Annotated in this window: 13 protein-coding genes; 9 read left to right on the forward strand and 4 right to left on the reverse strand. The window is 74.1% G+C overall.

Annotated features, from left to right (window positions below; genetic code table 11):
- The first annotated feature begins 24 nt into the window (after nt 1-24).
- Nucleotides 25-3,453, forward strand: a complete 3,429-nt coding sequence (locus ABME01_RS00790) for an efflux RND transporter permease subunit (protein ID WP_353826436.1) — start codon at nt 25-27, stop codon at nt 3,451-3,453.
- Nucleotides 3,454-3,475: 22 nt separating this feature from the next.
- Here the strand turns inward: ABME01_RS00790 and ABME01_RS00795 are convergent, their stop codons facing one another.
- Both ABME01_RS00795 and fdhD read right to left on the reverse strand, forming a co-directional pair.
- Nucleotides 3,476-5,809 carry an FdhF/YdeP family oxidoreductase gene (locus ABME01_RS00795; RefSeq protein ID WP_353826437.1) on the reverse strand — a complete coding sequence of 778 codons (2,334 nt, stop codon included), beginning with the start codon at nt 5,807-5,809 and terminating at the stop codon, nt 3,476-3,478.
- A gap of 1 nt (nt 5,810) precedes the next feature.
- Nucleotides 5,811-6,647, reverse strand: a complete 837-nt coding sequence (fdhD, locus tag ABME01_RS00800; protein WP_353826438.1) for a formate dehydrogenase accessory sulfurtransferase FdhD — start codon at nt 6,645-6,647, stop codon at nt 5,811-5,813.
- A 61-nt stretch (nt 6,648-6,708) separates the two neighbouring features.
- Between fdhD and mobA the strand changes: the two genes are divergently transcribed.
- The 6 genes from mobA to ABME01_RS00830 all read left to right on the forward strand — a co-directional run bounded on the left by mobA (nt 6,709) and on the right by ABME01_RS00830 (nt 10,642).
- On the forward strand, nt 6,709-7,311 hold the full coding sequence (gene mobA / locus ABME01_RS00805; RefSeq protein ID WP_353826439.1) for a molybdenum cofactor guanylyltransferase: 603 nt from the start codon (nt 6,709-6,711) through the stop codon (nt 7,309-7,311).
- The gene (locus tag ABME01_RS00810) at nt 7,308-7,580 is read left to right on the forward strand and encodes a DUF6457 domain-containing protein (RefSeq protein WP_353826440.1); all 273 of its coding nucleotides are present in this window, start codon (nt 7,308-7,310) and stop codon (nt 7,578-7,580) included. Before mobA ends, ABME01_RS00810 begins: the two co-directional genes overlap by 4 nt.
- Nucleotides 7,577-8,749 (forward strand): molybdopterin molybdotransferase MoeA, encoded by a 1,173-nt coding sequence (locus ABME01_RS00815; RefSeq protein ID WP_353826441.1) that lies wholly within the window; start codon nt 7,577-7,579, stop codon nt 8,747-8,749. The genes ABME01_RS00810 and ABME01_RS00815 overlap by 4 nt, the downstream gene beginning before the upstream one ends.
- 31 nt (nt 8,750-8,780) lie before the next feature.
- On the forward strand, nt 8,781-9,212 hold the full coding sequence (locus ABME01_RS00820; RefSeq protein WP_353826442.1) for a hypothetical protein: 432 nt from the start codon (nt 8,781-8,783) through the stop codon (nt 9,210-9,212).
- A 153-nt stretch (nt 9,213-9,365) separates the two neighbouring features.
- A complete protein-coding gene (locus ABME01_RS00825; protein WP_353826443.1) occupies nt 9,366-10,133 on the forward strand; it encodes a GntR family transcriptional regulator in 768 nt (255 codons plus the stop codon).
- Nucleotides 10,130-10,642 (forward strand): HAD family hydrolase, encoded by a 513-nt coding sequence (locus ABME01_RS00830; RefSeq protein WP_353826444.1) that lies wholly within the window; start codon nt 10,130-10,132, stop codon nt 10,640-10,642. Before ABME01_RS00825 ends, ABME01_RS00830 begins: the two co-directional genes overlap by 4 nt.
- Nucleotides 10,643-10,660: 18 nt before the next feature.
- On the opposite strand, the gene ABME01_RS00835 is transcribed toward ABME01_RS00830, so the two are convergent.
- Together ABME01_RS00835 and ABME01_RS00840 are read right to left on the reverse strand one after the other, a co-directional pair.
- Nucleotides 10,661-11,032, reverse strand: coding sequence for a nuclear transport factor 2 family protein (locus tag ABME01_RS00835; RefSeq protein ID WP_353826445.1), 372 nt, complete (start codon nt 11,030-11,032; stop codon nt 10,661-10,663).
- Nucleotides 11,033-11,118: 86 nt separating this feature from the next.
- A complete protein-coding gene (locus ABME01_RS00840) occupies nt 11,119-13,317 on the reverse strand; it encodes a heavy metal translocating P-type ATPase (RefSeq protein ID WP_353826446.1) in 2,199 nt (732 codons plus the stop codon).
- A gap of 191 nt (nt 13,318-13,508) precedes the next feature.
- Here ABME01_RS00840 and ABME01_RS00845 point away from each other — a divergent pair, with 191 nt between their 5' ends.
- Both ABME01_RS00845 and ABME01_RS00850 read left to right on the forward strand, forming a co-directional pair.
- Nucleotides 13,509-14,453 (forward strand): arginase family protein, encoded by a 945-nt coding sequence (locus ABME01_RS00845; RefSeq protein ID WP_353826447.1) that lies wholly within the window; start codon nt 13,509-13,511, stop codon nt 14,451-14,453.
- Nucleotides 14,454-14,503: 50 nt separating this feature from the next.
- A complete protein-coding gene (locus ABME01_RS00850) occupies nt 14,504-14,986 on the forward strand; it encodes a SixA phosphatase family protein (protein WP_353826449.1) in 483 nt (160 codons plus the stop codon).
- Nucleotides 14,987-14,996 lie beyond the last annotated feature (10 nt).

Here is a 14,996-nt window from a genome sequence, read left to right on the forward strand (position 1 = left end):
CCGTCCGCTGAGAGAATCGAGACCATGTCCGTCCTCGCGAAGCTCAGCATGCGGAACCGCGCGCTCATCGCCCTCGTCACCGTCGTCGTCGCGATCTTCGGTGGCATCGCGCTGAACGGGCTCAAGCAGGAGCTCGCGCCGTCGATCCAGCTCCCGCAGCTCACCATCATCACGGCGTACCCCGGCGCCTCGCCCGAGGTCGTGAACGCCGACGTCTCGACCCCGATCGAGACCGCCGTCCAGGGCATCACCGGCCTCGAGTCGACGTCGACGACGAGCTCGACCGGCCTCTCGCGCGTCACGGCCAACTTCACGTTCGGGACCGACCTCGCGTTCGCCGAGCAGAAGCTCCTCTCGTCGGTGAACCGCATCGCGCCGACGCTGCCCGACGACGTCGACCCGCAGGTCGTCGCGTTCAGCTTCGACGACCTGCCCGTCCTCGCGGTCGCCGTCACCGGCGCCGATGACGCCTCGGCGCTCTCGGACGAGCTGGCGCGCACGACGCTGCCCGAGCTGCGCGACATCGACGGCGTGCGCGACGCGTCGCTCGTCGGCGACCAGGGTCGACGCGTGGTCATCACGCCCGACCCCGAGACGCTGGCGCAGTACGGGCTGACCAGCCAGGCGATCCGCGATGCGCTCCAGCAGAGCGGCGTGCTGCTGCCCGCCGGCGAGATCACCGAGGGCGACTCCACCTTCGCCGTGCAGGCGGGCACCCGGCTCTCGAGCGTCGACGACGTCTCGGCGCTGCCCGTCCTCGGCGGCACCGAGGCGCAGCCCGCGGCGCCGGACCAGGCGCTCGACGGCACGACCGGCGCCCCGACCGACGGCCTGCCGACCGACGGCACCCTGCCCGACGCGGCCGTCCCCGGCGACGGTGCGGCCGGCTTCCCCGGCGCGGACGCCACCGCCACGACGGTCACCGTCCCCGTCTCGCTCACGATCGGCGACGTCGCATCGGTCGAGCTCACCGAGAACCCGCAGACGAGCATCTCGCGCGTGAACGGCGAACCCGCCCTCGCGATCTCGGTCACGAAGCTCCCCGCCGCGAACACCGTCGAGGTGTCCAACGCGGTGCGCGACGCCCTGCCCGACCTCCAGGCGTCGCTCGACACGACCAACCCGGGCACCGAGTTCACGGTCGTGTTCGACCAGGCGCCGTTCATCGAGCGCTCGATCGAGTCGCTCGCGGTCGAGGGCCTGCTCGGCCTCGTCTTCGCGGTGCTCGTGATCCTCGTGTTCCTGCTGTCGGTGCGCGCGACGCTGGTCACGGCGATCTCGATCCCGACCTCGGTGCTGATCACGCTCATCGGGCTCCAGGCCGCCGACTACACGCTGAACATCCTCACGCTCGGCGCGCTGACGATCTCGGTGGGCCGAGTCGTCGACGACTCCATCGTGGTCATCGAGAACATCAAGCGACACCTCGTGGCCGGCGTCGACAAGGCGTCCACGATCGTGCACGCCGTCCGCGAGGTCGCCGGCGCCATCACGGCCTCAACGATCACGACCGTCGCCGTGTTCCTGCCGATCGCGCTCGTCGACGGCGTGACGGGCGAGCTCTTCCGTCCGTTCTCGCTGACCGTGACGATCGCGCTCCTCGCCTCGCTCCTCGTGTCGCTCACGATCGTGCCGGTGCTCGCGTACTGGTTCCTGAAGCCCGCCGCGCCGCGCAAGGGCCAGACCGAGGCGGATGCCGCGGCCGAGGCCGCCTTCGTCGACGAGGTGTGGCTGGCGCCCGAGCTGCGCGGCGAGCCGTCCGGCGCGACGCCGGCCGACGGCGCGCGCGCGTCGACCGCGCCGCAGGGAGCGACGCCGGTGCCGTCCGCGGCCACGAAGGTCGACGAGCTCGAGCACCCGTCGCGCCTGCAGAAGGGGTTCCTCCCGATCCTGTCGTGGACCCTGAAGCACTCCGGCATCACGATCCTGCTGGCCGTGCTCGTGCTCGGCGGCACGGTCGCGCTCGCGCCCCTCATGAAGACGAACTTCCTCGGCGGCAGCGGGCAGAACACGTTCCGCGTGACGCAGGAGCTCCCGGTCGGCTCGAGCCTCGAGTACCTGGCCGAGGCGTCGGAGCCGGTCGAGTCGGCCATCCGGTCGGTCGAGGGCGTCGAGACCGTCCAGGCGTCGATCGGCACCTCCACCGGCGGCGGCGCGCTCGCCGCGTTCGGCGGGTCGAACAACACGGTCGCGTACAACGTCACCACCGACGAGGACGCCGACCAGCTCGCGCTGCAGGAGGAGGTGCGCGACCGCATCGACGAGCTCGACGACGTGGGCGAGATCACGCTCGCGGTGCAGAGCGGCTTCGGCGCCTCGAACGACATCGAGGTCGACATCACCGCATCGAACGAGGAGGACCTCCGCGCGGCGGCGGACGCGGTCGTCGCGGAGCTCGCGGACCTCGAGGAGCTGAACCAGGTGACCTCCAACCTGGACGCCTCGCAGCCGTACGTCGCCATCGAGGTCGACCGCACGGCCGCGGCCGACGCGGGGTACTCCGAGGTCGCGCTGGGCGGGTACGTGTCCTCGCAGATGCAGCCGCAGTCGGCGGGGTCGATCGTGATCGACGAGAAGACCCTCACGATCTACCTGGCCGCCGAGACCTCGCCGACGAGCGTGGACGAGCTCCAGGCGCTCGAGATCCCGACGCCGACCGGCCCGGTGCGGCTCGACGAGCTCGCCACGGTCGAGCAGGCGGAGGGTCCGTCGTCGGTCACCACCGTGAAGGGCCTGCGCAGCGCGACGGTCTCGGCCACTCCCGCGGGGGACGACCTCGGCGCGGCGAGCGCCGCGGTCACGGCCGCGGTGGACGCCGTGGACCTCCCGCAGGGCACGTCGGCCTCGCTCGGCGGCGTGACCGCCGACCAGCAGGAGTCGTTCTCCCAGCTCGGCCTCGCCCTGCTGGCGGCGATCCTCATCGTCTACGTGGTCATGGTCGCGACGTTCCGGTCGCTCCTGCAGCCGCTCCTGCTGCTCGTGTCGGTGCCGTTCGCGGCGACCGGTGCCATCCTGCTGCAGATCGTCACCGGCATCCCGCTCGGCGTCGCCTCGCTGGTCGGCGTGCTCATGCTCGTCGGCATCGTCGTGACGAACGCGATCGTGCTCATCGACCTGGTGAACCAGTACCGCGATCGCGGGATGGACGTGCGCGACGCGTTGCTGCACGGCGCGTCCCGACGGCTCCGGCCGATCCTGATGACGGCGCTCGCGACGATCTTCGCGCTGCTCCCGCTCGCGCTCGGGATCACCGGCAGCGGCGGGTTCATCTCCCAGCCGCTCGCGCTCGTCGTGATCGGCGGCCTGCTGTCGTCGACGGTGCTCACGCTCCTCGTGCTGCCCTCGCTCTACGACCTCGTCGAGGGCGGTCGTGAGCGTCGGCGCGCGAAGCGCGAGGCCAGGCGCGCCGAGGCGGAAGCCGAGCCCGCGGAGGCGGCGCCGGCGGAGGGCTGAACGCGGCCCGGCGACGCGTCGCTCAGAGCGACGCGTCGCCCGTCGTCGCGTCGCGGGTCGCGGGCCGGGCGTTCGCGACCGGCTCGAGGCGGACGATGACCGCCTTCGAGACGGGGGTGTCGCTCTCCTCGGCCGCGCTGGCGAGCGGCACGAGCACGTTGGCCTCCGGGTAGTACGCGGCGGCGCAGCCGCGCGCGGTCGGGTACGCGACCAGGCGCTGGTTCGGCAGGCGCCGGTCCGGCTCGCCGGGCCACTCGCTCACGACGTCGACGCGCTGTCCGTCCGCGAGGCCGAGCTCCGCCAGGTCGTCGGGGTGCACGAACACCACGTCGCGGCCCTTGCGGATGCCGCGGTAGCGGTCGTCGAGGCTGTAGATCGTCGTGTTGAACTGGTCGTGCGACCGCAGCGTCTGCAGGATCAGCCGCCCGGGAGGGCGCTCGAGGTGCTCCAGCTCGTTCACCGTGATCATCGCCCGGCCCGAGGGCGTGTCGAAGCGTCGCGCATCGCGCGGGCCGTTCGGCAGCACGAAGCCGCCCTCGCGCCGCACGTCCTCGTTGAACGACTCGAAGCCGGGCACGACGCGCGCGATGCGCTCGCGGATGCGGTCGTAGTCACCCGCGAACTCGGCCCACGGGATCCCGTGGCGCTCGCCGAGCGTCGCCTCGGCCAGCCCGCACACGATCGCGACCTCCGAGCGCAGGCCGTCGGCCACGGGCGGGATCGCGCCGTGGCTCGCGTGCACCGCGCATACGCTGTCCTCGACCGACACGAACTGGGGCCGACCGTCCTGCAGGTCGACCTCGGTGCGGCCGAGCGTCGGCAGGATCAGCGCCTCCTCGCCCGTGACGACGTGCGAGCGGTTGAGCTTGGTCGACACCTGGACCGTCAGCTTCGCGCCGCGCATCGCCGCCTCCGCGGCGTCCGTGTCGGAGATCGCGCCGACGAAGTTCCCGCCCATGGCGACGAACACGTCGATCGCGCCGTCGCGCAGGCCGTGCACGGTCTGCAGCGCGTCGGCGCCGTGCCGGCGCGGCACGGGGAAGCCGAACTCGGCCTCGAGCCCGGCGAGGAACCGCTCCGGCATCCGCTCCCAGATGCCCATCGTGCGATCGCCCTGTACGTTGCTGTGCCCGCGGATCGGCGAGGCGCCGGCTCCCGGCTTGCCGATGTTGCCGCGCAGGAGCAGCAGGTTGACGATCTCCTTGATCGTCGCCACCGCCTTCTTCTGCTGCGTGAGCCCCATCGCCCACGTGACGATGACCCGATCGGCCGCGAGGTACTCCTCGGCCAGCCCGTCGATCTCCTCGGTCGTGAGGCCGGTCGCGGCGAGCACCGCCGCCTCGTCGAGGTCGGCCAGGTGGGCGCGGAGCGGCTCGAGGCCCTCCGTGTGCCGCTCAAGGAACTCGTGGTCGAGGACGGTGCCCGGCGCGGCGTCCTCGGCGTCGAGCACGCGCCGCGAGACGGCCTGCAGCAGCGCCATGTCGCCGCCCGAGCGGATCTGCAGGAAGCGGTCCGCGATCGGCGTGCCGCGGCCGAGGAGGCCCCGGACCTTCTGCGGGTTCTTGTAGCGGATGAGGCCGGCCTCGGGCAGCACGTTGACCGAGACCACGCGGCCGCCGTGTCGCTTCGTCTCCTCGAGCGCGGTGAGCATGCGCGGATGGTTCGTGCCCGGGTTCTGCCCCATGACGATCACGAGGTCGGCCTTCGCGAAGTCGTCGTAGCGAACCGTGGACTTCCCGATGCCGATCGTCGCGGTCAGCGCCGTTCCGGTGGACTCGTGGCACATGTTCGAGCAGTCGGGCAGGTTGTTCGTGCCGAACGCCCGGACGAAGAGCTGGTACAGGAACGCGGTCTCGTTCGAGGTGCGTCCGCTCGTGTAGAACGCGGCGCGGTCGGGGGACTCGAGCCCGTTCAGCCGGTCGGCGATGATCCGGAACGCGTCATCCCACGACACCGGCTCGTAGTGGTCGGACCCGGCGGGCTTGTGCACCGGTTCGGTGAGCCGGCCCTGCTGGCCGAGCCAGTACTCCGAGCGATCGAGCAGCGAGGTGAGCGAGTGCTCGGCCCAGAACGCGCGGGGCACCGTGATCGGCGTGGCCTCCCAGGTCGTCGCCTTCATCCCGTTCTCGCAGAACTCGAGGCGGTTGCGGTGGCTCGGGTCGGGCCACGCGCAGCTCATGCAGTCGAAGCCGTCCTTCTGGTTGATCGCGAGCGCGAGCCGGGCCGTCCGCGAGAGGCCCATGCGGGCGAGCGCGGGCTCCATCGCGTGCAGGATGCCCGGCGCGCCGACGGCCCACGCCCTGCTCGGGCCGACCTCGAGGTCGGGGTAGGGCTCGGGCGTCGTCCGATCGTCCATGTCAGCGCGCCTCCGTCGGCTCGAGGATGCGGTCCATCCCGGCGTACACGACCAGCGACGTGCCGCGGGAGAACCCGATGAGGGTCAGGCCGGATGCCTCGGCGTGCTCGACCGCGAGCGACGACGGTGCCGAGACCGCTGCGAGCACGGGGATGCCGGCCATCGTGGCCTTCTGCGCGAGCTCGAAGCTCGCGCGGCCCGAGACCTGCAGGACGACCGAGCGCAGCGGCAACCGGTCGTGCTGCGCCGCCCAGCCGATCACCTTGTCGACGGCGTTGTGACGGCCCACGTCCTCGCGGAGGACGAGGAGCTCGCCGGTGCGGGCGTCGAACAGGCCCGCGGCATGCAGCCCGCCCGTGCGGTCGAAGATCGCCTGGCCCTCGCGCAGGCGGTCCGGCAGCGCCGCGAGGAGCTCGGGGTCGAGCCGCAGGTCGTCGTCCTCGACCTCGTAGGACGAGCGCGTCCGGACGGCCTCGATGCTCGCCTTGCCGCAGACGCCGCACGAGCTCGTCACGGTGAGGCTGCGCCGCAGCGCGGCATCCGGCCCCGGCACGCCCGGCGCCAGCCCGACATCGAGCACGTTGTACGTGTTCTCGCCCGGCGTGCCGCAGTGGATGGCCGCGGCGACCTGGTCGCCGCGCGAGACGACGCCCTCCGAGACGAGGAAGCCCGTGGCGAGCTCGACGTCGTGCCCCGGCGTGCGCATCGTGACCGCGAGCCGTTCGCCGCCGACCCGGATCTCGAGCGGCTCCTCGACGGCGAGGTGGTCCTCGCGCCGGGATGCCGCGGCGCCGATGGTGACGCGCATGACCCGCGTCCGCGCGGTGATCCTGCCCATGCTCCCTGCCTATCACGACCGGAGCGGGCCCGCCCGTTCGGCGCCGATCTAGGGTGAAGGCGTGAGCGTGGTCGACGCGGTGATCCTGATGGGCGGCCGGGCGGAGCGGCTCGGCGGCATCGTCAAGGGCGACCTGCGCGTCGAGGGAGGGACGATCCTGGAGCGCGTGGTCGAGGCCGCTGAGGTGGCGCGGACCCGGGTCGTGGTGGGCGACGCCGGCGCATCGCGCATGCCCGACGGGATCCGCGTGGTGCGCGAGCACCCGGCGCACGGCGGGCCCGCCGCGGCGGTGGCGGCGGGCGTCGCCGCGCTGGACCGCGACGGCGACGCCGTGCTGGTGCTCGCCGGGGACCAGCCGTTCATCGCGGAGGCCGTCGGACCGCTGCTCGCCGCGCTCCACGCGCACCCCGAGGCGGACGGCATCCGGGCGGTCGACGCCCACGGGCGGGCGCAGCACCTGGCCAGCGTCGTGCGACGGGCCGCGCTCGAGTCGGCGATCGCCTCGGCGACCGCCGGCGACCGCACGCTCGACGGAGCGTCGATGCGCGACCTGTTCGCCGCATTCCGTCTCATCGACACGGCGGTGCCGATCCGCGCGACGATGGACGTGGACACGTGGGCCGATGCGGAGGCCCTCGGTGCGACGGGAGGAGCGACCCGATGAGCGATCCGGACGACCTGGAACTGCATCGCGTGCTGTCGGAGTGGGCCGACCGGCTCCGCGCGGAGCTCGAGATCCCGGGGGCGCCGCTCGACCTCGACGGGGTGCTCGGCCTCGCGGGCGTCGCCGCGCGCGCCGTGGTGCGCCCCGCCGCCCCCGTCACGACCTGGCTCGCCGGCTACGCCGCGGGCGTCGCCGCGGCGTCGGGGACCGATCCGGAGGCGGCCGCGTCCGACGCGCTCGCGAGAGCCCGGCGGTTGGCGGGATCGTGAACGGCCCCGTCGACTGGCGCGAGGCGCGACGGCGATCCGTCGACGCCGCGCCCGCTCCCGAGGTCGAGCAGGTCCGGCTCGGACGGGCGCTCGGGAGGGTGCTCGCCGAACCGCTCGTCACGCCGATCCCGTTGCCGCACTACGCCTCGTCGGCCATGGACGGCTGGGCGGTGCGCGGCCCGGCGCCGTGGCGTGTCGTGCCGTCGGTCGCCGCCACCCCGGGTGCGGTCGAGCCGCTCGGTCCCGGGCAGGCGCGGCCGATCGTCACGGGCGGCGCGGTGCCGGCCGGCGCGGACGCCGTGCTGCGGGCCGAGGCCGCGCTCGTGGAGGACGGCCGGCTCTCCCCCGTGGGCGACGTCGGCCGGGGGGACGTCGCGGAGCGGCGCCACATCCGTCCCGCCGGCTCCGAGGCCGCGGCCGGCGAGCACCTCCTCGAGCCGGACACGAGGCTGACCCCGCCGTGCATCGCGCTCGCGGCGGCGACCGGTGCCGACGCGCTGCCCGTCGTCCGGCGACCCCGCGTCGCGATCGCGCTCACGGGCGACGAGGTCGTGGAGTCGGGCGTGCCGGGCGTGGGGCGCGTGCGCGACAGCTTCCGCGTCGCCCTCCCGGCGGCCCTCGAGGCGCTCGGGGCCGAGGTCGTCGCCGTCGATCGGATCGCGGACGACACGGATGCGACCTGCGCGGCGATGCTCGCGCATGCCGCCGACCTCGTGGTCACGACCGGCGGTACCGGGCGCTCCGAGGCCGATCACGTCCGCGACGCGCTCGACCGGCTCGACGCCGACCTCCTCGTGCCGTCGATGGCGATCCGACCCGGGGGCCCGACGCTGCTCGCTCGCGCGGGGGACCGGCTGGTCCTCGGACTGCCCGGCAACCCGCTCGCCGCGGCGCTCGGCCTGGTCGCGCTGGGTGGGCCGCTGCTCGCGACGTGGTCGCGCGTCCGCCCGCCGCACCCGGTGGTGCGGTCGGGCGCGCCGCTGGCGGGCCACGAGGGCGTCACCGGCCTCGTGCCCGCGACGGTGCGGGGCGACCTCGCGATGCCGACCCCGCACGCGGGTGCCGCGATGCTGCGCGGACTCGCCAGGGCCGACACGGTGCTGGTCATCCCACCCGGCGGCGTGCGCCGCGACGAGCCCGTCGAGGCGCTGCCGCTGCCGTGGGCCTGAGCCTCGAGGGCCGGGGTGCGAGGATGTGGGGATGGAGCGCACCGGACGCGACGTCGACGCATTCCTCCGCGATCTCGAGGGGGCGCGCGCCGACGCGATGCGCGACCTGGACCGGGTGATCGCCGCCGAACTCGGCGGGCTCGAGCGCGTGCTGTGGGAGGGGGTGTTCTGGGGCGGGACCGAGCAGTCGATCATCGGCTACGGCGGCATCACGCAGCCCCGACCGCGTGGATCGGCCGTCGACTGGTTCATGGTCGGCCTGGCTCGGCAGTCGACGCACGTGAGCGTGTACGTCAACGCGGCCGAGGATGGCGGGTACCTCGTGCAGCGGTACGCCGGTCGTCTGGGCCGCGTGCGGGTCGGGTCGGCCGCCATCACCATCACCGACGTCGGACGGCTCGACCTCGACGGGTTCACGGAGCTGTTGCGCCGCGCCCGCGACCTCACGCCCGACGTGCGCTGACCCCGCCTCGGGAGCCCGCCGGGCAGCGTCGGACGGAAGTCGCTCCGGCTCCGCCCGGACCGAGCCCGGCGTCGCCTGCGGTTCACCGAAGCTTCACCCAGCCGTCGCGCGGCGCCCACCCTGCGGGGCAGGCCGGATCCGTACGGTCGTTGCATGTCCACCGAGGTGCCGCTCCACGAGCGGGTGCACGACACCCTCCGAGAGCGCATCGGGCGCGGCGACTGGTCGGCGGGCATGCGCCTGCCGAGCGAAGCGTCCCTCTGCCGCGAGTTCGGGACCTCACGCGGCCCGGTGCGACGGGCGCTCGCCGTGCTCCGCGAGGAGGGCTACGTGGTGGGCGGTCGTGGGCGTCCGCCGCTCGTCGGCCGGGTCGTCCCCACGCAGCCGTTCTCGACGTTCACCTCGTTCACCGAGTGGGCCCGCGCGATCGGCAAGGAGCCCGGCCAGCGCACGCTCGAGGCGGGGAGCCGGCCCGCGCCGACCACGGTCGCGGGCTTCCTCGGGCTCGACGAGGGGGCCGCCGTCACGCAGGTCGTGCGCGTGCGCCTGCTCGACGGCGTGCCGACCATGGTCGAGCGCACGTCCTTCCCGCCGGAGATCGGCATGCTGCTCACGGACCTCGACCACGACCGGGGTTCGCTGCACGCGCACCTCGCGGCCAAGGGCGTCGACCTCCGTCGCGCTCGCCACACGATCGACGCGGTCGCCGCCAACCCGCTCGACTCCGAGGCGCTCGAGGTCGATGCCGGCAGCCCGCTCCTGCGTGAGCGGCGTATCACGTTCGACTCGGCGCGCCGCCCGCTCGCGTACGCCGACGACCGGTACCGCCCAGAGCTGGCGACCTTCACGATCGAGAACGAGGTCGACCGTCGCACCCCCCTCACGCGATCGCACCCGGATGCGGGTGGGACGCGTCGATGATCACCCTCGCCGTCCTGTCCTTCGAAGGCGCCGTGATCCGTCGATCCGCGGACGCCGCCGGCGCGCCCGTGCCCGTCAAGGGCGTCGCGTCGAGCATCGCCGAGATCCGACGCCGCGGCGTACGGGTCGCCCTCGTCTGCGAGCGGACGCACGACGAGGCGGTCGACGTGCTCGGCCGCCTCGGGTGGTCGGTGTCGGACGACCTGCGCGCCCCCGGCGCCGTCGATGCCGTCGTGGCGGCGGACGACGTGGCATCCGCTCCGCCGGCGCCCTTCGCGGTGCACCACGCGATGGAGGCCGTCGGGACGCTCGACGTCAGGCAGGTCCTCGTGGCCGGCGACTCGATCGCCCTCCTCGAGGCGGGGCGCGCGGCGGGCGCGGGGTGGGTGGTCGGCGTGCTGAGCGGGTCGTCCCGGCGCCCGGCGCTCGAGTCGGCGTACCACGACGCGATCTTCACCGACGTGACCGACGTCGTCGCGCTCGCGGTGCCCGCTGCGCCGGCGTACTGAGGCGGCAGCGGGGCGGCCTCACCCGACGCTCGGACCGAGCGGCGTGCCCTGGTGGAAGAGCATGCGGGGCCGGCCGCCGGTGAGCCGCCACAGCGAGCTGCGGCGGCTGCGCATGCCGTCGGCGTCGAGCGTGTAGGTGAGCAGGGCGAGGTCGGATGCCACGAGCTCGACGTGCTCCCCCGTGACGACCGCCGACTGCACGTCCACGGCGTCGGGCCCGGTCATCACGTCGATGAGCTCGTCGCGCGTCCACAGCCGCCCGCTCCGGCCGATCTCGCGGAAGGACTCGTGCAGCAGGTCCTCGAGCGCGGACGGGTCGCGGCGCACCTCGGGTTCGAGGAGCCGGCGCTCCGCTCCGGTCACGAGCACGGCGATCGACTCGGGGTCCATGCCGCGAGCCTACGCCGTCGGTCGGCGCGGCCGCAGCGGGCCGGACGGTCGCCCGGTCGACGACGCGCCCGGCCCGGCCACGGCGGTCAGGTCGTCCGCCCGAGCACGGCCCGCGCGGAGACCTCGGGCGCGAGGTCGAGCCGGCGGAGCAGTTGCGCGTTGCCCGCCACGATCACGGTCGAGAGCGACATCAGGATGGCGCCGACCGACATGGGCAGCACGAATCCGACCGGGGCGAGCACGCCCGCGGCGAGGGGGACGGAGACGAGGTTGTAGCCGGCGGCCCACCAGAGGTTCTGCGTCATCTTCCGGTAGCTCGCCCGGGACAGCTCGATCACCGAGAGCACCGACCGCGGATCGCTCGAGGCCAGGACGACCCCGGCGGAGGCGATCGCGACGTCCGTGCCCGCACCGATGGCGATGCCCACGTCGGCCTGCGCGAGCGCGGGAGCGTCGTTCACGCCGTCGCCGACCATCGCGACCTTCAGGCCCTCTCGCTGCAGCTCCTGGACCTTGGCCGCCTTGTCCTCCGGCCGGACGCCGGCGAACACGCGGTCGATGCCGAGCTCGCTCGCGACCGTGCGCGCGACGGGTTCGGCGTCGCCCGTGATCATGACCACCTGGATGCCGAGCGCGTGCAGCGCGTCGACGGCCTCACGGGACTCCGAGCGGACCTCGTCGTCGAGCGCGATCGCGCCGGCGACCTCGCCGTCGACGACGACGTGGAGCACCGTCGAGCCGCGATCGGACCAGTCGCGTGCGACGGGGAGCGGCTGCAGGTGCTCGCGCTCGAGCATGCCGGGACCGCCGACGTGCACGGTGCGGCCGTCGACCGAGGCGGTGACGCCGATCGCCGCCGACGCGGAGAAGTCCGTGGCCGACGCCGGCGACAGCCCGCGTCGATCGGCATCGGCCGTGATCGCGCGCGCGAGCGGGTGCTCGGAGTCGTGCTCGGCGGATGCGGCGAGCCCGAGCACCTCGTCGAGGTCGTGCCCCGGCGCCGCCGAGGCATCCGTCACGGCCGGCTGGCCCTCGGTGAGCGTCCCGGTCTTGTCGAAGAGCACGGCCTCGACCGTCCGCATGGTCTCCAGCGCGAGGCGATCGGTCACCAGCACGCCGCCGCGGGCGGCGCGCTCGGTCGCGATCTGCACGACGAGCGGGATGGCGAGCCCGAGCGCGTGCGGGCACGCGATGACGAGGACGGTAATGGTGTGCACGACGCCCTCGTCGGGGCGACCGACCATGGCCCAGGCGATCGCGGTGACGACGGCGGAGCCGAGCGCGAACCAGAACAGCCAGCCCGCCGCGCGGTCGGCGAGGCGCTGCGCGCGCGTGCTCGACGACTGCGCCTGCGCGACGAGTCGCTGGATGCCCGCGAGCGCGGTGTCGTCGCCGACCGCGCCGACGCGCACCCGGATCGCGGTGTCGGTCGCGACGGTGCCGGCGACGACCTGGTCGCCGGGACCGCGGCCGACGGTGCGCGATTCCCCGGTGATCATCGACTCGTCCATGGCGGCGGTGCCGTCGACGACCTCGCCGTCGGCGGGGACGCGGCCGCCCGGACGGACCACCACCACGTCGCCGACGGCCAGGTCGGCCGGCGGGACGGTCTCGGTGCCGTCGTCGGTGACCCGCTCCGCCTCGTCGGGCAGGAGCGCCGCCAGCGCGTCGAGCGCGGAGGAGGTCGCGGCGAGCGAGCGCATCTCGATCCAGTGGCCGAGGAGCATGATCACGATGAGGAGCGCGAGCTCCCACCAGAAGTCGAGGTCGTGGGGGAGGAGGCCGAGCGCGGCGCCGAGCGAGGCCACGTACGCCACGGTGATCGCGAGCCCGATCAGGAGCATCATGCCGGGTTGCCGCGAGCGCAGTTCGGACCAGGCCCCGGAGAGGAACGGCGAGCCGCCCCAGGCGTACATCACGGTGCCCAGCACAGGTGACACCCACGCGGCCCATGCCGCGTCGGGCAGGGGGTAGCCGAGCAGGTCGGCGAACATGCCGCTGAACGCGATCGTCGGCACCGCGACGACGAGCATGATCCAGAAGAGGCGGCGGAACCGTGCGACGTGGTCGCCGTGGCCCGAGTGACCCGCGTGGCCCGTGTGCTCCCCGTGGCCCGAGTGACCCGCGTGGCCCGTGTGCTCCCCGTGGCCCGAGTGCTCGTGGTCGGCGGCGGGCTGCGCGTGACCCGCGTGCCCGGGATCCGCGTCCGGCCCGCCGTGGCCGTCGTGCGTCGCGGGATGGTCGTGTCCGCCGTGGGTCTCGCGCGATCGCGTGTGATCCGTCATCGAGATCGATCCTCCTCCGTGATGTCATCTCGGCGAATACCCCGGTGGGGTATTGCTCCCCACCTTCAACCCGAGATGCGCCGCGGATGTTCCCCCGGGGACGGGATCCGTCCGGACCCCGTCCGGGATGGCAGACGGCACCCGCTGCCCCGCCGGTGCGGACCCCGTCCGCGGTTGCTACCGTCGGCCCCATGACCGACCCGTCGTCCGCCACCCTCTCGCACGATCCGCTCTGGCCGCGAGCCGGAGGCTGGCCGACGTTCGACGGGCTGCACGCCGACGAGCGCGCCGCGCTCGCGATCCTCGGCGTGCCGGCGTGGCGCACGTCGCTGTCGCCGACGAACGCCCACTCGACCCCGGTCGCCGTGCGCGAGGCCCTCCGCCGCTACAGTCCGGCGCTGGTGCCCGACCGGGCGGCCGGCACCGGCGTCGCCGACCTCGGGATGCTCGCGATCGTCGACGCCGGGGACGTCCACGAGCCCGACGGGCCCGACGGCGAGGCGCGCACGCGCGCCCGGGTCGGCGAGGTCCTCGGGCGTGCCGACGCGCTCATGGCGATCGGCGGCGACAACTCGGTCACGGTCGCGACCGCCGAGGGAGCGTGGGGCGACGACCTCGGCCGCGCCGGGCTCGTGACGATCGACGCGCACTACGACCTGCGTGACGGCGTCTCCAACGGCTCGCCCGTGCGCCGGCTGATCGAGGCTGGCCTGGACCCGCGACGCATCGTCCAGGTCGGGATCCAGGACTTCGCCAACTCGGCGGCGTACGCGCGACGCGCCGCGGACCTCGGCATCACGGTGGTCCACCGGGACGAGCTGCACGGCCGCCGCCCGGCCGAGGTCATGGCCGAGGCGCTCGAGATCGCCGGCGCGGGCGGCGGGCCCGTGCACCTCGACGTGGACGTCGACGCGTGCGACCGCGCAGTCGTGCCCGCCTGCCCGGCGTCCGTGCCGGGCGGCCTCGCGGCGTGGGAGCTGCGCGCGCTCGTGCGCGCCGCGGCATCCGACCCGCGCGTGCGCAGCGCCGACCTCGCCGAGATCGACGCGACGACGGACTCGCCCGACGGCCGGACGGTGCGCCTGGCCGCGCTCTGCGTGCTGGAGTTCGCGGCGGGCCTCGCGGCTCGCGAGTAGGCCGGTCGTCCCGCCGTGACGCGCGACGTCGTCGGTGGCAGACTCGCGTCATGAAGACCCTGGTGCTCGTGCGCCACGCGAAGTCGGCGTGGGGCGACCCGACGCTCATCGACCACGACCGGCCGCTCAACGACCGCGGGCGCCGTGACGCACCGGAGATGGCTCGACGCCTGCGCGAACGCGGGGTGGTGCCGGATGCGATCCGGTCGAGCACGGCCCTCCGCGCCCGAACGACCGCCGAGGCGATGTCGGCGGAGCTCGACCTCGCGCCCGATCGGCTCCGGCTCGACGAACGGCTCTACGGCGCGGGGCCCGACACGATCCTCGAGGTCGCGTCCGAACTGCCCGACGACGTCGGGACGGCGATGCTCGTCGCCCACGATCCCGGGATGTCGGAGCTCGCGTTCCGGCTCTCGCGCGAGTTCGAGCACCTGCCGACGTGCGCGGTCGCGGAGTTCCGGTTCGCGGTGTGGGCCTGGTCGGAGGTGGCCGACGCGGACCCGGTGTCGGGACGGCTCGACACGCCCCGCTGAGTCGGAGCGG

It is taken from the genome of Agromyces litoreus, assembly GCF_040496015.1.
Lineage (GTDB): Bacteria > Actinomycetota > Actinomycetes > Actinomycetales > Microbacteriaceae > Agromyces > Agromyces litoreus.